This window comes from Sedimentibacter sp. MB35-C1 (assembly GCF_030913635.1).
Lineage (GTDB): Bacteria > Bacillota > Clostridia > Tissierellales > Sedimentibacteraceae > Sedimentibacter.
Genome location: NZ_CP133188.1, coordinates 3,123,785 through 3,147,001, shown reverse-complemented (window position 1 = coordinate 3,147,001; position 23,217 = coordinate 3,123,785). Strand labels below are relative to the sequence as shown.

Below are 23,217 nucleotides of genomic sequence, written 5' to 3'. Positions count from 1 at the left end.
ATTAACATATATTATATTTTTAAAATAACAACTAATCAATATAAGCGGAGGAAAAAATGATAAAAATATTAAATCATATTAAAGGAAAAGGAAAATTAATAATTATGCCTGCTGTTATAATTCTTGTGCTTATTTCAATTTATATTTTTAATGGCTTGCAAAAAAACGACTCAGCAATTGTATATGCCGATGGAGGCACATATATTGAATCTTCAGGTGTTGTAAAGAATGGTTCCATATCCTTAAGCAGTGAAATTACTGGTACAGTAATAGAAAACAAGGTAAAAGAAGGCGACAATATAAAAAAAGGTGCTGTAATAGCAGTTATAGATAATACAGCCTTAAAAAATCAATATGATCAAGCTTTAACAAATTTCCAAATAACAGAAAAAAACATAGAGGCGCTTGAAAATAGCATAAGCAGCTTGTCTTTGCAAAATACTGACGTTATTCAACAAGCTCATAATGCTTATTTAGTATCAGAGGCAGAATATCAAAAAGTGATGGATGGAGCTAGCGCAGATGAAATAAAACAAGCAGAAGAGGTTGTTAATCAAGCGAAAACAAATTTCGACTTTATGAAGACAAATTTAGAGAGAAGTACTGAACTATTTGAGCAGCAGATAATTTCTCAAAGTAAGTACGATGAGGCATTAAAAAGCTATAATGTCAGTGAAGCACAATACAATGCTGCAGTTTCACAGCTGAATTTAATAAAATCCGGACCGACAAAAAATACTATTAATGCCGCTGAAAACAAAATGCTGCAGGCAAAAGCAGGATACGAACTAGCAATTTCCAATGGTAATACCCAGCTCAGTCAGTTACAAGGTCAACTAGAAATAGCTAAGGTACAACTAGAACAATCAAAAAATATTGTAGAACAAACTAAAAGAGAATTAGATAAATTAACAATAAAATCACCAATTGACGGAATTGTTAATTCGCTGTTAATAAAAAATGGTGAATTTGTTTCCATGGGTAAGCTAATAGCTGAAATATATAATCCTGAAAATGTTGAAATAAAGGCATATGTATCTGAAGCAAATATAGGACATATCATAGTTGGTCAAGATGCTAACATATTTATTGATTCTCATAATGAGAAGGCTTACCATGGGAAGGTAACAAGAATAAATAATACAGCAGAATTTACGCCTAAGAATATTCAAACTAAAGAAGAAAGAGTAAATACAGTGTTTGAAGTTACAGTTGAGGCTTTAGATTCCAAAGGGGCGATAAAGCCAGGCATGCCAGTGGATGTAAACATAAAGATAGATTAATAAAGGAGCAAATAATGGAATATGATATTCAAATATTTTCTCTCACAAAAAAATTTGAGAATATTACTGCCGTAGATGATTTAAATATACAGGTTAAAAAAAACACGATTTTTGGGTTAGTGGGACCAGATGGAGCAGGCAAGACAACTACAATGAGGATGTTGTGCTCTTTATTAACTCCAGACAGCGGAACAGCTCAAATAGGCAAATATGATATTTTAAAAGAAAGTGAAGTAATAAAACAACACATTGGATATATGCCTCAAAAGTTCAGTTTATACGGGGACCTTACTGTTCTAGAAAACCTTGAATTTTATGCAGAAGTATATCAAATACCAAAGAAGGAAAGAAAAGAGAAAATTGAATTTTTATTGTCATTCAGTAATCTTACAAAGCACTCATATAAATTAGCAGACCAACTTTCAGGAGGAATGAAACAGAAATTGGCATTGTCATGCAATTTGATTCATACTCCCAAATACCTGCTGCTTGATGAGCCTACTATTGGTGTTGATCCAGTGGCAAGAAGAGAATTTTGGAAAATACTTTTCGAACTGAGAGAACAAGGCACAACTATATTTGTCAGTACACCTTACATGGATGAAGCTGAAAGATGTGATGAGGTGGGGCTTATGGATAAAGGCAGAATAATAAAGACGGATACTCCTTCCAACATTATCAACAATTTTGATAAACACATTGTAAGTGTTTGTTCTGATGAAAATCACGTTGCTAGAAACTTAGCTCAAAAAGAAGAATACGTCTTGGATGCATATATGTTGGGCGAAGAACTTCATATTGCAGTGGAAGATTTTGATTATGCTTCTAAGAAATTAAAAGAAAAGTTCAAAAACAAAATTGTAGTAAATTCTATAAAGGAAGTAGCTCCATCTTTGGAAGATGTTTTTGTCAATATTATTAAAAGTGAAAAGAATTGAGGACGTTATGGAAAATGTTATAGTAATAAATAATTTAACTAAAAAATTTGGTGACTTTACAGCTGTTAACAATGTGAGCTTTAATGTAAAAAAGGGAGATGTGTATGGATTTTTAGGTCCAAATGGCTCCGGCAAAACAACTGTAATAAGAATGATTATGGGATTATTAACTCCCACTTTGGGAACAGGAAAGGTTTTAGGATTTGATGTTTCAACTGAAAATGAAAAAATCAGGTCACACATTGGTTATATGTCCCAAAAATTTAGCCTTTATGAAGACTTAACCGTAGAAGAAAATCTTGATTTTTATGCCGGTGTTTACAATGTACCAAAAAATAAAATAAAAGATAAGAAAAAAGAAATATTGGAAATGGCTGATTTGGTAGGAAAAGAACATATGATTACATCGAATTTGTCAGGGGGATGGAAGCAAAGACTTGCGCTTGGATGTTCTATTATCCATGAGCCTGAAATATTATTGTTAGATGAACCAACAGGTGGGGTTGATCCCATAGCCAGAAGACAATTTTGGGACGTAATATATGATTTATCTAAAAAAGGTGTAACCATATTAGTTACTACGCATTACATGGACGAAGCAGAACACTGTAATTTTATAGGGTTCTTGTATTATGGAAACATATTGTCATTAGATACGCCAAATGCCATGAAAGAAAAAGTAATCCATGGTGACATAGTAGAAATTAAAGTTAATAATACATTAAAATCAATAGAATTATTGAAAACTAAAGAAAATGTCAAAGATGCCTCTGTCTATGGCGCAGGAATTCATGTCTTGACAGAGCCAAATTTGGATTTAAATGAATTGAAAGTATTTTTAATAAAAAATAACGTGGATGTTTACGGAATAAAAAAGGTAAAACCTACATTAGAAGATGTCTTTGTTTTTCTTGTAGAAAAGGAAAACAGCAAAATAAATTAACATGGAAGTGAGTATATGAATTATAAAAGAGTTCTGTCCATAATAAGAAAAGAATTTTTTCAAATAAAAAGAGACAAAAGAACTATAGCAATAATAATTTTAATGCCTATCATGGAATTATTGCTATTTGGTTATGCAGCATCTACAAGCGTTGACCACATTCCAACAGTTGTATATAACAATGATATAGGAGGTGAAAGCAGTGAGCTATTAGACAGCTTTGTAAATTCACAGTATTTCGATCTGGATTACAATGCAAATAGTATACAAGAAATTGAAGAATATATTGACAACGGAGATGCAAAAGCTGGAATTGTTATTCCACCTGAATATTCTCAAGATTTAAAAAATGGAAAGACTGCGCAAATTCAGCTCATAGTTGATGGTTCCGACCCTACAACGGCTCAAACCATATTATCAAGCGCTGGAGGAGTAGTTCAAGCAATGTCTGTTGAGATTATACAAGAAACAAGAGGGATTTCCATGCCCCAGGTTTTAGACTTAAGAAGCAGGGTTTGGTATAATCCTGATATGAGCAGCATTAACTTTAACATTCCTGGGCTGATTGGAGTAATATTGCAAACTGTAACTTTAATGCTTACATCTTTTTCAATAGTAAGAGAAAGAGAAAGAGGAACTATGGAACAGCTTATTGTTACACCTATAACTAAAATGGAGTTAATGGTAGGAAAAATTGTGCCCTATGTAATAATAGGATTTGTGGATATAGTTCTTGCACTGGCTTTAAGTGTGTTTTGGTTTAAGGTAACTATTGCAGGGAGTATTACATTGCTTTTATTATTTTCTGTTATATTTTTGTTTGGTTCTCTTGGCGTGGGACTTGTTATATCAACAGTATCAAAAAGTCAGCTTCAAGCAATGCAGCTTTCAATGTTTATGATAATGCCAAACATATTGCTTTCTGGATATATGTTTCCAATTGAGGCAATGCCTGAATTTATCGGTAAAATAAGCACAGTGTTGCCATTGACATATTTTATAGAGGTGCTAAGAGGTATAATATTAAAAGGAAATGGATTTGCACAGTTGTTTGATGAATTTATTATCTTGACCCTATTTGGTTTAGGATTTTTGATGCTTGCAACTGTAAAGTTTAAAAAGAAAATTGAATAATAGGAGGATTTTATGGCGTCAACAATAGCATTATACGTAATAGCCACAATAGCTTTAACCATATCTTTTATGAAAGATAAGAAGAATACAAAAATTGCACTGAAAAAAGCATGGAAGTCATTTGAAAATATCTTGCCTCAATTCCTTTCCATATTAATATTAATTGGAATAATATTGGCGATAATGACTCCGGAACAAATCTCTCATATTATCGGAAAAGAGTCAGGATGGATGGGTGTAATTCTTGCATCCATAGTAGGAGCAATAACGCTTGTACCTGGTTTTATAGCATTTCCATTAGCAGCAGCTTTGATAAAAAGCGGTGCCGGATATATGCAGATTGCAGCATTTATCTCAACTTTAATGATGGTTGGAGTTGTGACCATTCCTCTGGAAATGAAATTTTTAGGAAAAAAAGCAGCAATAATCAGAAATATAGAGGCGTATATTTTTTCTTTGATAGTAGCTTTGATAATGGGGGTGTTTTTATAATGGATAAATTAATTAATGTAATCAAAAGATATAAAATATTTATTTTACTCATGTTAGCAAATGCATTAATAGTTGTTTTGTATCCCGAAACAGGAATGCGTTCAGTTGAAATTACAATTAACAGCACCATGGAAATGCTATCTATCTTACCTCCCATATTTATTTTGCTGGGGCTTTTAGATGTGTGGGTTGAAAGGGAAACAATGATGAAATATATGGGTGAAAAATCGGGGATTATAGGAGTACTTATTGCATTTTTATTAGGCTCAGCTGCTGCTGGTCCTTTATATGCAGCTTTTCCTGTAGCAATGGTTCTTCTTAAAAAAGGAAGTAAGTTTTCTTATGTATTGATTATGATTGGTGCCTGGTCCACAACCAAAATACCTCTTTTGTTGTTTGAAGCTTCATCAATGGGATTAAAATTTACAGTTTTAAGATTTGCTTTAAACTTTATAGGAATTGGAGTAATTGCTTATACAACTGAAAAATTGTTGTCTAAAGAAGAAAAAGATAAAATATATGATAAGGCTTCCTTAATGGAGTAAATATTACAATCATGTAAGAAATAGGGGGAGAATAAATTGGAAGAAAATAAAAATAAGTATAATTTAGCAAAAATAATGTTAAGGATTGTGCTTGTGTCAATAGAGTAGACACAAAAAGTTTAACTTTTTTGACACCGATCAGGCCGCATCATGAGCAGCCTGTGGAGTCATATAATTTATAGAACCATGAATCCTTTTACGATTGTACCAGGATTCAATGTATTCAAATATTACTTTGCGAGCAACATTGAAATCAAAATATTAGTGATGGTTTACTTCTTCCTTTTTAAGTATGTAATGGAAGGATTCAATACACGCATTATCATAGGGGTTATCTTTCCTACTAAAGGAATGAGTGATTTCTTTTGAGGATAAATAATCCTCAAATAAACGGGCTTGTGTACTGTGTACCTAAGTCGCTGTGCATATGTATTTATCAACCGAAAATTATCTTTATCTTTAAGCACAAACCTATAAAGCGAATATTTATTATAGCAAAAAAAATGAGTTTTGTTGTATTTGCAACATATTTTTGCAAAAGTTAACAGTATAATAAATGTACGATTTGTAGTATTAAATTCTAAATTTTGAAACAATAATTGAGTTGGAGGTGTTAAATATTGATTGAACAGATATTTGAACTGGCTAGAGGCAATGAAGAAGCTGTTGAGAAAGTTGTATTTGACGAAAATATACATTATCTTCACATGATTTTTAATAAAGATGAAGGGCTTCCTGAACATTTTTCTAATTCAAACGTTTATATGACAGTTATTAGAGGAAAACTTTCAATAGGACTTAATGATCAGGATATCCATGAGTATGAGGCAGGTACTTTATTAAAAATACCGTTTCAAACGAAGATGAATGTGAAAAATTTGCATCATGAAACATTGGAGCTTATTGTTGTAAAAGCACCAGCTCCCAAAATGTAAAAATATGAAAGGGTGAATGAGATGAAAGCAGAAATTGATAGAGAAGGTTGTATTTCCTGTGGTCTTTGTGTGTCTATGTGTCCAGAAGTATTTCGTATGGGTGATGATGGTCCGGCTGAAGTTTATGTTGATCCTATACCATCAGATGCAGAGAATTCAGCATTAGAAGCAAGAGACGGTTGTCCTGTATCTGTAATAACAGTTGAATAACAATGTAATAATTAATATGTATTGCCTCATCATAAAATTCATTGATGAGGTTATATTTATAATGAGAGTAAATAATATTTAGGTGTATTAGAGGTGTACAGGATTAAAAACAATTCGGAAATTTTTATATGAAAAAAGATTATTATCCTAATAAAAACTGAACTCCGCAGCATTTTTGCGGGGTTTTGATATTTTATAATATATTTTATTCATTCTGGAAATAATATAACTATCCCAAAATATTAGGAGGTTTAATTATGGAAAATTCAATGTTTTGTTATCAGTGTGAGCAAACATTAGGTGGAAAAGGTTGTGTGAAGTCAGGAGTATGTGGAAAAAATCCAATTGTTGCCAATTTGCAGGATGTATTGATTCACGAATTAAAAGGTATCGGATTCTATGGTCAAAAAAATTTAGAAAAAGGGCTAAAGATTAGGAGATGCAGTTAAAAATGGTGGAATTAAACATTTCTTCTTAATTGGAGGTTGTGATGGGGCAAGACCAGGCAGAAATTACTACACAGAATTTGCAGAAAAAACTCCAAAAGATACTATTATTTTAACTTTAGCCTGTGGTAAATTTCGTTTCAATAAACTTGATTTAGGAACGGTAGCAGGTTTCCCAAGAATACTTGATTGTGGTCAATGTAGTGATTCATATTCAGCTATTAAGGTTGCAGTTGCATTAGCAGAAGCATTTAACTGTGGAGTAAATGAATTACCACTTTCCTTAGTTCTTTCTTGGTATGAACAAAAAGCAGTTGGAATACTTCTTGCTTTATTATCCTTAGGAATTAAGGACATCCGTCTTGGACCAACACTACCAGCATTTATTACACCCAATATACTGCAAGTATTAGTTGACAAATTTGATTTAAAACCTATTTCAACACCGGAACAAGAGAAGAAATTTTAGGACAATAACAATAATTAATATTATGGTTTGAAATTGTCGTATAAAGGGAAATAATAACAATAAATTATTAGTTAACTAGGGAGCTTTAAAAAGTCATTAGTTTATTTTATAGGCTAATGATTTTCTGAGGCTTTTTTGATTCTGTATTTATATTATATGCTAAATTGATTCGACAGCCCATATTTTTATAAAAATTTGTAGATTAGTTCTATATTGTTGCTTTTGCAACATACTTATGCAAAATTTAGCAGTATAATGGATATGAATAAATTTGTAATTCTAATTTCTAAAATTTTAATAATAAAAGGAGGATTTCAAATGAGTATGTTTTGTTATCAATGTCAAGAAACAGCAAAAAACACAGGTTGTACAGTGAAAGGTGTTTGCGGAAAGAATGAAGAGGTTGCAAAGCTTCAGGACCTTCTGATATACACACTTAAAGGCATTTCGGATATTGTTGTAAAAGGAAAGGTTGATGTACATAATTTGGACAAGACTAATTATGAGGTTCTAAGCAGCTTGTTTATGACTATTACCAACGCAAACTTTGATGATGATCATATTGATGCACAAATCAGTAAAATGATTAAGCTAAGAGATGAACTAAAAAATTCTGTTAACCTTAACGATTTCCACGATGCATCAACATTCACGGTGGATTCAAGAGGAGCTATGCTTGAAAAAGCAACATCCGTGGGTGTTCTTTCAACAGAGAATGAAGACATTCGTTCCTTGCATGAAATGATTATTTATGGACTTAAAGGTATGGCGGCTTACGGCGAACACGCAAAGAATATTGGAAAAGAGGATTTAGACATTAATGCTTTTATTTACGAAGCATTGGCAGCAACACTAGACGATTCTCTTACAGCTGAGGATCTTGTGGCATTAACACTGAAGACGGGAGAATATGGTGTTAAGGTTATGGCTTTGTTGGATGAGGCACATACAACGAGATTTGGGAATCCTGAGATTACCGAGGTTAATATCGGGGTGCGAAATAATCCTGCCATTCTTATTTCAGGTCATGATTTAACTGATTTAGAGCAACTTCTTGAGCAGACTAAGGGTACTGGTGTTGACGTATATACCCATAGTGAGATGCTTCCTGCACATTATTACCCTGCTTTCAAAAAATATGACAACTTTGCTGGGAACTACGGAAACGCATGGTGGAAACAGCTTGACGAATTTGTATCCTTCCGTGGTCCTATTCTTTTTACAACGAACTGTATTGTTCCGCCTAGGAGCGAAGAAGTAAGGGGCAGAATCTTTACTACTGGAGCTACCGGATATCCTGGCTGCACGCATATTAAAGCCGATGAAAATGGCAAAAAAGACTTTTCAGAAATAATAGCACTTGCTAAGACACTGCCTTCGCCAGAAGAAATTGAGACAGGAAGCATTGTAGGCGGCTTTGCTCATAATCAGGTGATTGCACTTGCGGACAAAGTAGTTGAGGCCGTGAAGTCTGGCGCAATTAAAAAGTTCTTTGTTATGGCAGGGTGCGACGGAAGAATGAAGTCAAGAGAGTATTATACAGAATTTGCCAAAAATCTTCCAAAGGATACTATAATACTTACTGCGGGTTGTGCTAAATATCGCTATAACAAGTTGAATTTAGGTGATATTGGTGGAATTCCAAGAGTACTTGATGCAGGTCAGTGCAATGACTCTTATTCACTAGCAGTTATAGCACTAAAACTTAAGGAAGTTTTCGGTCTGGACGATATCAATAAGTTACCTATTGCCTTTAATATTGCTTGGTATGAACAGAAAGCAGTAATTGTCCTTTTGGCATTACTGTATTTAGGTGTGAAAAACATACATCTAGGACCAACACTACCTGGCTTCTTGTCTCCTAATGTGGCAAAGGTTTTGGTTGAGAAATTCGGTATTGCAGGTATTGGTACAGTTGAGGATGATATTAAGTTATTCATGGCATAAAATAGTAAATAAACAATATATAACTCCTGACAATCAATAGTCTTTGTCAGGAGTTGTTTTTTAAACGGAGGGATATAGCATGGATAAAAAATCTGTTTTAATAAATTAAATGACTAAATATTATGCAAGTGATGTGAAAAGAATTAATCATTTTATGAAAGTATATAGCTTTGCAAAAACAATTGGAGAGATGGAGAAGGTAGATTGCTTAAACCAAGAAGTTTTAGAAATTACAGCAATTGTTCATGATATTGGAATTAAATTAAGTGAGCAGAAATATAATTCGAGTTGAGGAAAGTATCAACAAATTGAAGGCCCTGCTTAGCAAAGGAATTACTTGAAAAGCTTGATTATGAAGACACTATAATTTCAAGAGTGTGTTTTATTGTAGGACATCATCATACATATACAGATTGATGTCATAGATTTTCAAATTTTTGTTGAAGCAGATATTTTAATCAATATATATGAGGATGAAATTTCGAAGGAAGCAATTTGCAAAATAAGTGACAATTATTTTAAAACGGATGCAGGGCAAACTTTTTGAAACAAATGTATTTGCCATAGCCTAAACTAAGAATTAAGACTACTTTTTGATATAGAAAAAATTAGAACACCCGCAAGATTTAGGTGTCCTAGCATTTGCAGGTGTAAAAATAAATGGTTTATGAATTATGCTTTAAGAATTTTGCCATCAGTTGAAATTGTTATGACTTGCCAAGGAATGAGTTTCCCACTATTTTGAAGGGCTGTTTTAACAGCATTTTCAATACCACCACAGCATGGAACTTCCATTCTTACTACTGTCAAAGACTTTATATTATGCATTTTTAGTATGGCAGTGAACTTTTCGCTGTAATCACCTTCATCCAGCTTTGGACAGCCTATAAGGGTTATTTTGTTTTTCATAAACTCATTATGGAAATTGCCATATGCATATGCCGTACAGTCGGCTGCAATTAGCAGGTGAGCATTATTAAAGTAGGGTGCGTTTGGTGGAGCTAGTTTAATTTGTACTGGCCACTGGTTCAATTGGGTTTGTATTGTTGCAGGTGTTTCTACCTTGGCTTCATTAATAACATTACGCATGAACGTTTTTGATTGAGTACCAGGACAACCACAAGCCAAATTTTCAGGCTGCTTATTTTCCATATTCATCTTTACCGCCGTCTCATCATATGCTGCTGCTTCTCTTTCTTCAAAACTGATAGCATTGGTTGGGCAAGCCGGTAAACAGTCACCAAGTCCGTCACAATAATCATCACGAAGAAGCTTTGCTTTTCCGTTTACCATACCAATGGCTCCTTCGTGACAGGCAGTAACACATAATCCGCAACCATTGCATTTATCTTCATCTATTTTTATTATTTTCCTAATCATTTTAAAGTCCTCCTTGTTTTTTATAATCTTAGTATAGTATAATGAACATAAGACGTCGGTTGCATTTGCAACACATAAGAGGTGAATTATGAAGAAGTATCTTAAGCAATTACAAAATAATGAATTGTTCAATAATTTTAATTTAAATGATTTGGAAAGAATTTTAAATTGCCTATCTGCAAAGGTTAATTATTATAAAAAAAAGGATGTGATAATACAGCAAGGAGCCCAAGTTCACTATGTTGGGATAGTTTTGTCAGGAGGTATTCAAATAATAAAAGAAGATATAGAAGGTAATATAAATATTATTTCTCATTTAGGTATCAATGATATTTTTGCAGAAGCATTTGCATATGCTGATATTTATGAATGCCCTATCACAGTGCAAGCCACTGAGAATTGTGAAATAATGTTTATTGATTGTAAACGAATCATCAAAACTTGTAATAATGCCTGTGCATTTCATTGGAATATGATAGAAAATATGCTTTCAATGATTGCAAGAAAAAATATAATGCTGAATCAAAAAATGGAGATATTATCAAAACGTACTACAAGGGAAAAGTTATTAGAATTTTTCAATACACAAATTCAAATAAATCATTCTAAAAGATTTTCAATACCTTATAACCGAGAAGGACTTGCATTTTATCTTTGTGTAGATAGAAGTGCACTGTCACGTGAGTTATCTAATATGCGGGATGAGGGGTTATTAAAATTTAATAAGAATGAATTTGAAATTCTTTAAACGAAAACAAATATGTTAATGTTTATTTGTCAAATACATTTGTACATGACATTACACATATCCCCACAACCTTTCGGCTGTCAACGATATGTCTTAGTTAGTTAGGCTGTTTAGATAAGATATGATTTTAATGAGAGTGAGAATATTGATTCGCATTTTTGTTAGAAAGAATTTAAGCTTTTATGGTAAAGTTGTTGTGAAATATGACGAAGTAAAGGTTATTAATATTTAAATAGACAAATCAAAGCAATCTAGGATAGGAAATAATAGGTATGCTTTAGTACAATTTATATATGGAGGTGAGAAAAATGGATTTTATTCAAAACTTGCAAAAGGCGATTGATTATATAGAAGACCATATATTAGAACCTATTAATTATGAAGATGTTGCAAAGCATATATATGTGTCAAGCTATTATTTTCATAGAACATTTAGCTTAGTGACTGGTATTACAGCTAACGAATATATTAGGAATAGAAGATTATCTATGGCCGGGCAGGAACTATCTATATCTGATGAAAAGGTAATTGATATTGCTTTAAAATATGGTTATGAGTCACCTGAGAGTTTTACAAAAGCATTTACCAGATTTCACGGCATTACACCTAATGTAGCAAGGCGTGCAGGTATTAAGCTAAAATCCTTTAATCGACTTCTTATTAAAATAAAATTGGAAGGTGGTACTATTATGGATTATAGGATTGAAAAAAGAGAACCATTTAAATTACTTGCTAAGGTTGAAAAGTTTAGAAATGAATCAATTTCAGAAGAAGGAAACACCGAAATTCCAGACTTTTGGAAAGAATGCGGCGTCAATGGCACATTTGAAATACTAAAACAAAACACTAGTAAACATAGTATTTATGGAGCTTGTGCACCTATTTCAAAAGAAAGCTCATATTTTGATTATGGGATTGGTATGGAATTTGATGGTGGTAATATGCCGGAAGGATATACAATATGGGAGGTAAATCCTACTTTATGGGCTGTATTTAAATGTATTGGTGAAAATGGAGATTGCATAGGCGAAACATGGGGGAAAATTTTTTCAGAGTTCCTTCCAAGTTCAGAATATAATATGATTGATGATACCGATTTTGAATTGTACTCCCAAGAGCCTAATGCAGACTGTTTCTGTGAAATATGGATTCCCGTTGAGAAGAAGATATATGTATAATTGATAATATTAGTTATGAGTATAATTTTTACTTAATAATATAAATGCAAAACTACATAAAGAAATCCAAGAGGTGAAGTCTTCGATCAGCTTATATCGATAGGCTTCGCCTCTTTTTTGCTTCCTATCCGGACAAGAAGGCAAGAACTGGACAAGATTATTGATAATGTGAATGGCATCAAATTGCAGTTATTACTTAAACGAGTTAATAATGAGTACATCAGTAGTCAAAGACGTGGCAACCGGTGAAAAGGTATAAAATTCAGCTTAAAAAATCGTTAACATATTCTTGCTTGAGTAGTAGAAATAATATATAATTTAATGATAAACATATCGAATACTTCAAATACTGTTTACTTAATCTAAGGTGGCGTCTATGGGGTTACTGCAAAACATATTGTTAATATCCTCTTGCTTGTTGCTTATGGCTTTGGCAATACACACAGGAGCAAAATTTAATATCATGGGCATGCCAGCATTGTTTGCCATGGTTGTATTTTTTATGGTATGGGTGATAGGAAATTTAATTGAGGTCAATGCATCAACATTTGAATGGATGCTGTGGGGAAGAAATATTCAACAAATTGGTGTTTTTTTTACTCCGCTGTGTACATTTTATTTCAGTATTGAATACACGGCAAATAGAAAATTGAGGGTGCTTGCATACATAATAAGTGTTGTCCAAGTAGTTTCTGTTCTTCTTATTTTTACAGATCAATACCACCATATCATGCGTATAAGTGTTGAACTGCAAACAGATACTGTGTTCGGGCATGCAATTGTTGTTCAATCAACAACAATTGGGTCAATCTTAGTTGCTTTCAATTTCTGTATTCCTTTGATAGCTGTTGTAATTCTTATACTTTTTGTGAGGTCTGTATCAAATAATCTGCGGCGTCCGTTGTGGCTGATTATCATAAGTATATTTGCAACTTTTGTCATTGCAACTGTACAATCTACAGTATTAAGTGATATAGGTATCATTATACCGATATCGGTTTTAAACCTTCCGTGTGTTGTGCTGCTGTTCTACGCGGTTCTCAGTGGCGGATTCCTTGGAATCACGCCGATAGCTCTCAATAAAGTGTTTGAAGTTATTGATCAGGGGATTATTGTTATTGATTACAATGGTAATGTTATCGAATATAACAGACGTGCCTCAGAACTGATGAATGATTTGGACTATTACGACTCTCTTGAAATTGGTTCTAATATTTTGGAACGCATACTTGGTGAACCAAAGCACCCCGGAAAATTATATATTTCGGTTGATGATTTGCCTGCCGAACTTCCAAAATCACAAAGCGGAAGATATATTTCATTAGCCCGTCATACGCTGGAGAGGTCTGGAGGAAGATTTTTCGGGTACGTTCTTGTTTTGACCGACATAACATTATTGAAAGAACGTGCGGAGCTTGATCCTCTGACTGGCATTTATAACCGCGAAGGTATGACAACAGCTTATTCGCAATTGCAAAAATATTCCCAAAGCAATCCTAATGTATCTGCAATAATTATCGACTTGGATAATTTTAAAAATATTAATGATACATATGGTCATTTTGGGGGAGACATGATTCTTAGGGACTTGGTCAATACAGTACAAGCCTTTTTGGAAGGAAAGTATGTTTTTGGGCGTCACGGTGGTGATGAATTTGTTGTGCTTTTGCCCGTGGAGATTGAGGAAGCTTTTGATTTTGCTGAAAATTTACGAAAGAGCGTTTCTGAAAGAATTGTTCAATACTTAAATCATAAAATTTATTATACCATCAGTGTCGGAATTGCAGGTTGTAATTTTCAAGAGAACTCTTTAAGTGATCTTCTTCATAAAGCTGATCTAGCTTTATATAAATCTAAGCAGCTTGGGAAAAACACGATAAGCATATAAGTTTTAGTTGCATCACGAAAAATGGGTTGAAATCAATAGTTTATAGAGATTTCAAATTAATTTAATAGGAATATTATATGTTCCCTCAGACAATTGTTTGAGGGACTTTTCTCTGCTTTTATTTTTCCTTCAGTGTTTTGATAAAATTAATCACATAATATGCATTGACTTTATCAGATATATCTGTTAGTATTTACTTAAATTGAATACAATGTGTTACAGAGGCTGCGACTTGTAAAGAGTACTAATTAAGGAAAGGTACAGTCGCCGAAATGTATATTATTTATATACATTGGGGTCATGTAAAAAATACATGGCACTGTCTTTAGCAGTTTACCCGACTGTTCGAGGAGTGCTGGAATACATTTGGGTAAGCAATATGTGGAATAAATGCCATGAGTCTTACTCATGGCATTTTTTTGATTTTTGCAATGAGTAAGATTTACTAATAAGAAAAATGAAGTTGCTTAACGCATTATATTTGATGGAATGAATATTAGGAGGGGAAAATAAGTATTACGGTCCTAGGATACAGCTTAGGACACATGATTTATCAAAATTAGCAGAAATACTTTGTCAGGGTGACTCAATTTTTTTGCATATAAATGTATTGGTGTAAAAAAATAACCCTGCTCATCAGAAAAGGAGAATTTTAAAATGAATTTTAATAAGAGACACATTTTTATTGTAATTACATTAGTTATGATAATAAGTATGCTGTTCACTGTTGTAGCATTTGCAGATGAAGCAGAAGAAACACTTCCAGCTGTATATTCAACAGCTTGGGCATTGCTGCCGCCGATTATTGCTATTGCCTTAGCATTAATTACAAAAGAGGTTTATAGTTCATTGTTTATAGGTATAGCAGTAGGTGCTTTACTTGTAGCAAACGGAAATCCGGTTAATGCGCTTGATACAATGATTATTAATGGATTTATTGCCAGTTTAGCTGATTCTTGGAACGTAGGTATTCTTATATTTCTTGTAGTACTTGGAATTATTGTAGCAATTATGAACAAAGCCGGAGGTTCAAAAGCTTACGGTGAATGGGCTAAGAAAAAAATTAAAACTAGAAGAGGTGCAATGGGGGCTACTTTTGGTCTTGGTTGCTTAATATTCATTGATGATTATTTTAACTGCCTGACAGTTGGTAGTGTTATGAAGCCAGTGACAGATGGGCATAACATTTCAAGAGCTAAGTTAGCGTACCTGATAGATGCTACTGCTGCTCCAATATGTATGATTGCTCCAATATCATCATGGGCTGCTGCAGTATCAGGCGTTTTAGAAGGTTACAATGGTTTAGAATTATTCATAAGAGCTATTCCTTATAACTTCTATTCACTACTTACTATAGTAATGATTTTGTTCATTATATTTACTGATATGGATTTCGGTCCAATGCTTAAGCATGAAAAAAACGCCAAAGAAAAGGGAGATTTGTTTACAACTGCTGATAGGCCATTTGAAAATGCAGTTCCGGATGCAAGCTCAGACAAAGGTGGAGTTATAGACTTGGTTCTTCCTGTAATTATACTTATTGTATGTAGTATAATCGGTATGATTTATACAGGAGGATTCTTTTCAGGAACATCATTTGTAGAAGCTTTTGCAAAATCCGATGCTTCAGTTGGTCTTCCAATGGGATCTTTGGTATCATTGATTTTGATATTTATATGGATTGTTGCAAGAAAAGTTTTATCATTCAGTGATTTTATGGAGTGCATTACCTTAGGATTTAATGCAATGGTTCCGCCAATTCTTATTTTAACTTTTGCATGGACGTTATCTTCAATGACAGGTGCCCTAGGAGCAGCTCCTTATGTGGCTGGTCTTGTAGAAGGAAGTGCGGCTGCGCTTAAACTTCTTTTGCCTGCAATTATCTTTGTAGTTGCTTGTTTCCTCGCATTTGCTACAGGTACGTCATGGGGAACTTTCGGAATTCTTATTCCTATTGTTGTAAATTTGAGTGGAACTATATCTGCAGATATGCTTATTATAGGAATTTCGGCTTGTCTTGCAGGCGCTGTGTGTGGTGATCACTGTTCACCTATTTCAGACACTACGATTATGGCTTCATCAGGAGCTCAGTGCAACCACATTAATCACGTATCTACTCAGCTTCCTTATGCTTTAACAGTTGCAGGTGTTTCCTTTGTAACATACATTATCGCAGGTTTTGTACAAAGTGTAATGGCATTACCAATAGGCATTGTTCTAATGATTGGAACATTAGTGGTAGTTCAGAAAATATACAGGGCAAAAGTCGAAGCATAAAAAACCCCGATAAAAGATAAACCAGGTGGTTAATACCAGTGCATAAAGTGTGTACACTAAAGCTATATGTACAAATAATTTAAAAGTAAAGAGGTTACCTATTAGATTACGGTAACCTTCTTTTTACGTTTTTCATTCTTAAAGGAGGCTGAAAAACTTTTTGTTTTATAAATAGAAGAATATGCTAAGCTTTAGATAATTAACCCCTACACATTGCAATAAATTTTTCCTTGGATACATTTTCAAGGCCAAGGTTTTTCAGAGTTCTACCTTCTTCAATACCATCAATCATAGCTCTTGCAATTACAATTATCGCGTCCGTACAAGGAGTAGGCACTCCAGCAATTTTGCCCATTGTTTGAATTGCAACTAAAGAGCATGGAATGTCTTCCATAACGTATCGAGTATTCAAAGATGTTTGACCTTTGATTCCATGGTAACCTTCACAATTAATAATAACTTCGTGGAGAGTATCACCATGAGTTTCATAAATATCTGAATATTCTTCTTTTAGAGTTATGCAGTTTACTCCGAAAGCTTTAGCGATTGCCATCCTTTCTTCATCCAACTTTTCTACAAACTTTGCCTGACTTGGAGTCATATCCAGATAGTATTCAAAAGGTGTTTTAGATTCAATTCTACCTGTATTTAAGATTGTAGGGCCAGGATGCATAAATGCATTTAAGTTATCTAAACTTACACGTATAATATCTTCACAAAAATCGAATTGAGGCAATATACCTGCAAAGAGCTTTTTTGCTTCTTCATTTCTGCTGGAAGGATATGTAGATGCAGTAAAACTTGTTTTTTGACCTGCTATTACAACATGTCCAACTTCTACAGCACGGCAAGCGAACAATAAAGTCGCAGTACAAGCTAACATAATGTTTGCGGTACAATTTAAATCATCCAGCTGCTTCTTGAATTCAACAGTACCCAATGATGCGTTGGGATTTAATACAACACATTGGCCATCTTTTAAATAAGGCATCATTTTCTTTGCCATATCTTTGTGGTAAAGAGACGGCAATACTACTAAAATTATTTTTGCGCCTTCCATTACTTCGCCAATATCTGTACTAGCCAAAGCAATTTTTCCAAAGCCGGTTATATTGCTGTTGCCTTCGATTAAAACGCCGCCTTTTTCATTCAATATATCAACAGTTTCTTTTACAATATCAAATATTTTTACTTCGTGACCGTGCAAAGATAGGTAGCCTGCAAATGCTTGACCGCCGTTTCCCGCTCCAATAATTGCAATATGTTCTTTCATTTTTATCACCCTTTTTCTATAAATTTTAATAATTAGTTGTTAAGGTTTAAATTTTTTACTTTATTTGATACCTTACTTGTCATTGCACTTACAACGATTAATGTTATAAATGATAAACAAACACCGATTGCAGCATAATTTATGGTTGTTTTAAGAATCAAACCGGTTGTTGCACCAATTGCCCCTGCTATCATGCTTGCGCCAATTCCTTTAGAGGTAATGAAATTTTTATTGCGAAACGCATAGCCTACATAAATAGGACAAAGCAAGGTTGCTGCAGAGAAACCGTAGGTTACGGTTAGCCATCCTAATGTATCTGTAAAAACAAGACACATTAAAAGTGCTACTACCATTGTTACGCCTGAAAGCATTCTTGAAATTTGCAACATCTTTTCAGGAGGAATATTTTTTTTAAATGAGGGGATAATGTCTCGTGTAATATTAACTACAGCAGATTGTACACCACTACTTACAGTAGACATTAATGTTGCAAAAACCAGCGCGGCAAACGCTGCCAGTAAAGGCAGAGGTAATTGAGACATGAACCAGCCTGTCTGACCGTTGTCTGCAATATTAGGGTTAACAGAGTTGATGGAAATGCCCATATAAACTGCCCATGTGAAACCGATTAAAGATACAACAAAAGAAATAAATAGGCTGCGATTTACTTTCGATTCATCTTCCATTGCACATACACGTTGGAAGTATAATTGATTTGTAACACCACCGGGAAGAATAGCAAATATCCACAGGAAGATTGTGCTCCAACCTATTTTTTGTAAAGAGCCGCCGATTGATACTAAATGAGGTTCTGCATTGTTAACAATTCCTGTTGTTCCACCTGCCATATTTGTAGCATAAAGTAAACTTGCAATCATAAATACTACAATAAAGCAAGAAAAAATGAAGTCTGTCCAAGCGACGGTTTTTAAACCGGCAGGCATTATAAATAGCAAGCTAACTATAGCAAAAATTATGCAAATAGTATTATAATTTAGGCCTGTTAGTTCTGAGTAAATGCTACCAAAGGCTGTAATTTGTGATGTTACCCAACCAAATGGAACAATAATGGTCATAACCGCTGCAATTACTTTAATAATTTTATTTTCACCGCAAAAATTATCAAAAATTTCAGGGATCGTTGTAAAGTTGTTATGTCTCAACCATCTAGCGATTAACATAATAACTAAGAGGGGGGAGCAAACTAAAACGCCATAAACCATGTGACCAACACCATTGCGGTAAGCGCTTGCAACATGTCCTACTAATACACCTCCACCCATGATACTGGCAAATTGTGTACCAATAACGACAAACATTGGAAGGCTTCTACTTGCTACCGCCCAATCTTCTTCAGAAGTTTTTTTCTTTCGGTTCATGATGAATGTAGGCAATAGGGTTGCTATAATAACAAAAAGTGTCGCAATGATAATTGCAATTGTTGTAATATTCATTTTACATACCTCCTATATAACTATATATTGTGCTACTTTGTACTTTTGAATTGCTGTATAGTTCAATTCGATACCTAATCCCGGTGATTCAGGAACTTCAACAGTACCATTTGGACGGATTAGTCTGTTAAAATTTGTAATGTCTTCAGCCATTCTTTGAACTGAGAAATACGCATGTCCCATGGGTACCAATGCTGAGGCAGTTGCACCAACAGCTAAGCTGGCCGCTTGTGTTATGCCTTCTTCAATCATAGAGTTAAAAAAGAGTCTGATGCCATTTGCCTTTGAAAATTCGCATAATTCAGAAGCAGGTAAAATACCGCCATTTTTTGTAACTTTTATACTGAAAATATCTACAGCCTCAGCCTGAATTAATCTTCTTGCATCCGCCATACTTACAATTCCTTCATCAGCAGATATAGGCATAGAAACAGCACGACGAACCTTAGCAAGACCGTCTACGTCCCAATATTTAACGGGCTGCTCAAAGAACATTAAGTCACAATTTTTAACCAGTTTTCCATAACGAATCGCTGTATCTACATCCCAACCTTGGTTTGCATCAGCGTTTAGCATAAAATCAGGGCCTGCTGCTTCTCTTGCTGCAATAGTACGAGCGGCGTCTAATTTATAATCTTCACCGCCAACTTTAATCATACAACCACGATAACCCATTTCTTTTATTCTTAAAATGTCTGCAACGCTTTCCTCTGGGGTTTCACCACCGAGAGACCACATAACGTCTATTTCTGATCTTAATTTACCGCCAAGTAGCTTATGGACAGGCATATTTGTTGCTTTTCCCGTGATATCATACATCGCCATATCAACTGCAGATTTTGCAATGTGATTGTTCAAGATGAGCGCATCCATTAATCTATGGATTTCTCTAATATTTGTAGGATCCTTACCAATTAAATAAGGACAAATTATGTTTCTTAGCAATAATGTGCATGTATCAGATGTATCCCCTGTAAAAAGTGGCCAAGGATCACATTCTCCATAACCGATGAAACCTTCATCAGTATGTACTTCTAAAACAATTATAGAAGAATCAAACAATGTGCCGTATTCTTTAGATAATTTATAGGGCTTTTTTAATGGTATTTTTAATTGATTAATTATGATTTTGCTAATTTTCATTCGAAACCTCCAGTCTTGTACTTTTTGAAAGTTACTTTTGCTTGGATGTTATTTTGATAGTTGTTTTTTCCATGGAATGTTATAGTCAAATAGAAGCAAAAATTTTAGTAAATTAAATAAAATTTTATTATAATTTATATAATCAGATTAGCACAACTCTTTGTTTTTGTATAATATAAATATGTATATATATTTTATAGATGCTTATTTATATATTTTACATAGTTTTCGATAATAGATTGATCTGTTATAATTAAGTTGTATCACTAGCGTAAGTTTGATAAAATAAAATTATTAAAAAAAGATGCTACATTATGATATTATTCAAAAAAAGATTTGAAATAAAAAGGAGGTTTTTTTTTGTTTTCTGCAAAAGAATATATATTAGAAGTTTATAAAACGCATAATTTCTCTAAGGCAGCACAAAATCTTTACATATCGCAGCCTTCTTTAAGCGCAACAATAAAACGTTTGGAAGAAAAAATTGGAGAACCTATTTTTGATAGAAGTACATATCCAATAAAATTAACAGAATGTGGATTGAAATATATTGAAGTAGCGCAATCTATTTCTTCTGCGGAGTCGGATTTTAAAGCCTATTTAGAAGATGTTCATAATTGTAATACAGGAAATCTTTCTATTGGGGGAAGCAATTTTATGATTTCGTATGTGTTACCAAAGGAGATTAGAAAGTTTAGATCGCAATATTCAAATATAAAATTGAATATTGTAGAAGGAGATATTTCTCCAATGCTGGAAAAACTATATTGTGGGGAAATCGATTTACTGATCGATGCTTGTGAAATAAATTCTAAGAAATATGTTGAATTTAAATACACACCGGAAACTCTTTTGTTGGCTATACCGGAATCGTTTTCTTGCAATGAGCAATTAAAATCGTATGGTTTGACGAAAAATGATATATTGAAAAATATTCATTTATTAGAAAAAACACCAATATTACCTTTACACCTTGTCAAAAATGAACCCTTTATATTTATGAAACCTGATACAGATACATATAAAAAATCAGTTAAATTATTTGAAAATGAAAATATAAAACCTAATATTATTTTATCCTTTAGCCAGCAGGTTACAACCTTTAATATGGCATGTAATGAAGTAGGATTGGCGCTGATTAGTGATACTTTGATAAAAAATATTGCTTTTTATCCATCTCTTGTTTTTTACAAAATAGGTGATTCAGACATTAGGCGGGATATTTGTTTTTATAAAAAGCGGGGCAAAAGATTGACTTGTGCTATGAGAGCTTTTTTGATGAGCTTACAGATTACCTTTGAAGAATAAGATTTAGAATTATGATATATAAACTAAAGTTTTGAATTATAGTTTATAATATTAAACAATTTGGTAAGAAAAATATATCAGTAATATTTACCGGGGGTATTGCATGTGCTTGCAGGTTTGTTTTGTAGTTTAATTTTAAAATAAAAATTGGTGACAAAATATGTAATGTAAATAAATTTTATTAATTTTCTATACTTACTATACCATAAAATGAGCAAAATTTCAAGTCTTGTAGTTTTTGAATTTTAGGTGTATTAAGTATAAGAGGTGATTTAAAATGGAACAAAAAAGTATGACGGCACTTGTTAGTGCATTCTCAAGAGCGTACCATGTTGAAAATAATAAAGTTAAAATTTTTGATGACAGCATTGCCAAGATGCTTTTGAAGGATGAAGAATATCTTCAAATTTCAAAAAGTATGGCAGACGGTATTGGTTTTTTCAATCCTAATTTTACAGGAACAAAAGATGCTGCTCTAAGATGGGTAGTAGACAACCAATTGTCCCCTTCACCGCTTGGTAGAGCAGCTTTTGCAGAAAAAGCACTTCAAACAGCTGTATCGATGGGAACAAGGCAATATTTAATTTTTGGTGCAGGTTATGACACATTTGCTTATCGTCAACCTTCTTGGGCGGATAAAATACAGATTTTTGAGATTGATCATCCTTCTACTGCAAATGATAAGAAAATGCGTCTTGAAGAAGCTAAGATTGAAATACCAAATAATGTTCATTTTATTGCAGCAGATTTTACAACTGAACAGTGGATGACAGCGTTGACTCAAAATACTGCATTTGATGAAAATTATATTAGCTTTTGCAGTATTCTCGGGGTTGCATATTATCTTTCTAAGCAAACATTTGAGGAATTGATTACTGTGCTCAGCTCAATTTTACCAAGTGGGAGTTCTATTGTATTTGATTATCCTGATGATAATAGTTATACTGAGAAAGCAGGAGAGCGTGCGAAAAAACAGGTTTTGTTGGCAGGTTCTGCAAATGAAAAGATGCTTGCAAGCTATTCGTACGAAGATATGGGTAAAACTCTTTTAAAACAAGGATTTTTAATTTATGAGCATTTAACACCATTGGAAATTACACAACAATTTTTTGAGGCCTACAATCATGTTAATCCTACACATCTTATGACGGCGTTTGATAATGTAAATTATTGTCTTGCAGTAAAAAAATAGTTAACACCTATGCAGATAATTAAAGAACTGACTA

Annotated in this window: 20 protein-coding genes, 3 pseudogenes and 1 riboswitch; of the genes and pseudogenes, 18 read left to right on the top strand and 5 right to left on the bottom strand. The window is 33.4% G+C overall.

Annotated elements, in window-relative coordinates; all coding sequences use genetic code 11:
• Window positions 1–56 precede the first annotated feature (56 nt).
• From RBQ61_RS15275 to RBQ61_RS15250, 6 genes are read left to right on the top strand one after another with little or no spacing between them, the layout of a single operon-like run.
• The gene (locus tag RBQ61_RS15275; RefSeq protein ID WP_308138081.1) at window positions 57–1,283 is read left to right on the top strand and encodes an HlyD family secretion protein; all 1,227 of its coding nucleotides are present in this window, start codon (window positions 57–59) and stop codon (window positions 1,281–1,283) included.
• 14 nt (window positions 1,284–1,297) lie between these two features.
• Window positions 1,298–2,221 carry an ABC transporter ATP-binding protein gene (locus RBQ61_RS15270; RefSeq protein ID WP_308138080.1) on the top strand — a complete coding sequence of 308 codons (924 nt, stop codon included), beginning with the start codon at window positions 1,298–1,300 and terminating at the stop codon, window positions 2,219–2,221.
• 7 nt (window positions 2,222–2,228) lie between these two features.
• Window positions 2,229–3,164, top strand: coding sequence for an ABC transporter ATP-binding protein (locus RBQ61_RS15265; RefSeq protein ID WP_308138079.1), 936 nt, complete (start codon window positions 2,229–2,231; stop codon window positions 3,162–3,164).
• Between the two features lie 15 nt (window positions 3,165–3,179).
• Window positions 3,180–4,298 carry an ABC transporter permease gene (locus tag RBQ61_RS15260; protein ID WP_308138078.1) on the top strand — a complete coding sequence of 373 codons (1,119 nt, stop codon included), beginning with the start codon at window positions 3,180–3,182 and terminating at the stop codon, window positions 4,296–4,298.
• A 12-nt stretch (window positions 4,299–4,310) separates the two neighbouring features.
• Window positions 4,311–4,790: a permease gene (locus tag RBQ61_RS15255; RefSeq protein ID WP_308138077.1), complete on the top strand. Its 480-nt coding sequence runs from the start codon at window positions 4,311–4,313 to the stop codon at window positions 4,788–4,790.
• Window positions 4,790–5,335: a permease gene (locus RBQ61_RS15250; protein WP_308138076.1), complete on the top strand. Its 546-nt coding sequence runs from the start codon at window positions 4,790–4,792 to the stop codon at window positions 5,333–5,335. The genes RBQ61_RS15255 and RBQ61_RS15250 overlap by 1 nt, the downstream gene beginning before the upstream one ends.
• A gap of 138 nt (window positions 5,336–5,473) precedes the next feature.
• Here the strand turns inward: RBQ61_RS15250 and RBQ61_RS15245 are convergent.
• Window positions 5,474–5,759 (bottom strand): annotated as a pseudogene (locus RBQ61_RS15245) (integrase core domain-containing protein); the annotation flags it as partial.
• Between the two features lie 196 nt (window positions 5,760–5,955).
• Here RBQ61_RS15245 and RBQ61_RS15240 point away from each other — a divergent pair.
• The 6 genes and pseudogenes from RBQ61_RS15240 to RBQ61_RS15215 all read left to right on the top strand — a co-directional run bounded on the left by RBQ61_RS15240 (window position 5,956) and on the right by RBQ61_RS15215 (window position 9,909).
• Window positions 5,956–6,270 carry a cupin domain-containing protein gene (locus RBQ61_RS15240; protein WP_308138075.1) on the top strand — a complete coding sequence of 105 codons (315 nt, stop codon included), beginning with the start codon at window positions 5,956–5,958 and terminating at the stop codon, window positions 6,268–6,270.
• A gap of 21 nt (window positions 6,271–6,291) precedes the next feature.
• Entirely contained in the window at window positions 6,292–6,480 is a 189-nt protein-coding gene (locus tag RBQ61_RS15235) for a ferredoxin (RefSeq protein ID WP_308138074.1), read from the top strand.
• Between the two features lie 257 nt (window positions 6,481–6,737).
• The gene (locus RBQ61_RS15230; RefSeq protein WP_308138073.1) at window positions 6,738–6,929 is read left to right on the top strand and encodes a carbon monoxide dehydrogenase; all 192 of its coding nucleotides are present in this window, start codon (window positions 6,738–6,740) and stop codon (window positions 6,927–6,929) included.
• Window positions 6,919–7,395, top strand: a pseudogene (locus RBQ61_RS15225) (hydroxylamine reductase); the annotation flags it as partial. The gene RBQ61_RS15230 and the pseudogene RBQ61_RS15225, both read left to right, overlap by 11 nt.
• Before the next feature lie 318 nt (window positions 7,396–7,713).
• Window positions 7,714–9,342, top strand: coding sequence for a hydroxylamine reductase (gene hcp / locus RBQ61_RS15220; RefSeq protein ID WP_308138072.1), 1,629 nt, complete (start codon window positions 7,714–7,716; stop codon window positions 9,340–9,342).
• A gap of 109 nt (window positions 9,343–9,451) precedes the next feature.
• A pseudogene (locus RBQ61_RS15215) lies at window positions 9,452–9,909 on the top strand (HD domain-containing protein).
• Window positions 9,910–10,014: 105 nt separating this feature from the next.
• Here RBQ61_RS15215 and RBQ61_RS15210 read toward each other — a convergent pair.
• A complete protein-coding gene (locus RBQ61_RS15210; protein WP_308138071.1) occupies window positions 10,015–10,722 on the bottom strand; it encodes an ATP-binding protein in 708 nt (235 codons plus the stop codon).
• 88 nt (window positions 10,723–10,810) lie between these two features.
• Here RBQ61_RS15210 and RBQ61_RS15205 point away from each other — a divergent pair, with 88 nt between their 5' ends.
• The 4 genes from RBQ61_RS15205 to RBQ61_RS15190 all read left to right on the top strand — a co-directional run bounded on the left by RBQ61_RS15205 (window position 10,811) and on the right by RBQ61_RS15190 (window position 16,813).
• Complete coding sequence (locus RBQ61_RS15205; protein ID WP_308138070.1) at window positions 10,811–11,470, top strand: Crp/Fnr family transcriptional regulator; 660 nt, start codon at window positions 10,811–10,813, stop codon at window positions 11,468–11,470.
• A 308-nt stretch (window positions 11,471–11,778) separates the two neighbouring features.
• A complete protein-coding gene (locus RBQ61_RS15200) occupies window positions 11,779–12,648 on the top strand; it encodes an AraC family transcriptional regulator (RefSeq protein ID WP_308138069.1) in 870 nt (289 codons plus the stop codon).
• A 376-nt stretch (window positions 12,649–13,024) separates the two neighbouring features.
• The gene (locus tag RBQ61_RS15195) at window positions 13,025–14,536 is read left to right on the top strand and encodes a diguanylate cyclase (protein ID WP_308138068.1); all 1,512 of its coding nucleotides are present in this window, start codon (window positions 13,025–13,027) and stop codon (window positions 14,534–14,536) included.
• A 211-nt stretch (window positions 14,537–14,747) separates the two neighbouring features.
• A riboswitch (Lysine riboswitch) is annotated at window positions 14,748–14,902 on the top strand.
• 291 nt (window positions 14,903–15,193) lie between these two features.
• Complete coding sequence (locus RBQ61_RS15190; RefSeq protein WP_308138067.1) at window positions 15,194–16,813, top strand: Na+/H+ antiporter NhaC family protein; 1,620 nt, start codon at window positions 15,194–15,196, stop codon at window positions 16,811–16,813.
• A 199-nt stretch (window positions 16,814–17,012) separates the two neighbouring features.
• On the opposite strand, the gene RBQ61_RS15185 is transcribed toward RBQ61_RS15190, so the two are convergent.
• Genes RBQ61_RS15185 through RBQ61_RS15175 form a run of 3 tightly spaced genes read right to left on the bottom strand, consistent with a single transcriptional unit; the run spans window position 17,013 to window position 20,683 of the window.
• Window positions 17,013–18,086, bottom strand: coding sequence for an NAD/NADP-dependent octopine/nopaline dehydrogenase family protein (locus RBQ61_RS15185; protein ID WP_308138066.1), 1,074 nt, complete (start codon window positions 18,084–18,086; stop codon window positions 17,013–17,015).
• A 32-nt stretch (window positions 18,087–18,118) separates the two neighbouring features.
• Window positions 18,119–19,540 carry a sodium:solute symporter family protein gene (locus tag RBQ61_RS15180; RefSeq protein WP_308138065.1) on the bottom strand — a complete coding sequence of 474 codons (1,422 nt, stop codon included), beginning with the start codon at window positions 19,538–19,540 and terminating at the stop codon, window positions 18,119–18,121.
• A gap of 12 nt (window positions 19,541–19,552) precedes the next feature.
• Window positions 19,553–20,683 carry a mandelate racemase/muconate lactonizing enzyme family protein gene (locus tag RBQ61_RS15175; protein WP_308138064.1) on the bottom strand — a complete coding sequence of 377 codons (1,131 nt, stop codon included), beginning with the start codon at window positions 20,681–20,683 and terminating at the stop codon, window positions 19,553–19,555.
• A gap of 360 nt (window positions 20,684–21,043) precedes the next feature.
• Between RBQ61_RS15175 and RBQ61_RS15170 the strand changes: the two genes are divergently transcribed.
• Both RBQ61_RS15170 and RBQ61_RS15165 read left to right on the top strand, forming a co-directional pair.
• Window positions 21,044–21,991, top strand: a complete 948-nt coding sequence (locus RBQ61_RS15170) for a LysR family transcriptional regulator (RefSeq protein WP_308138063.1) — start codon at window positions 21,044–21,046, stop codon at window positions 21,989–21,991.
• Window positions 21,992–22,268: 277 nt separating this feature from the next.
• The gene (locus tag RBQ61_RS15165) at window positions 22,269–23,183 is read left to right on the top strand and encodes a class I SAM-dependent methyltransferase (protein ID WP_308138062.1); all 915 of its coding nucleotides are present in this window, start codon (window positions 22,269–22,271) and stop codon (window positions 23,181–23,183) included.
• The last annotated feature ends 34 nt before the right edge of the window (window positions 23,184–23,217 follow it).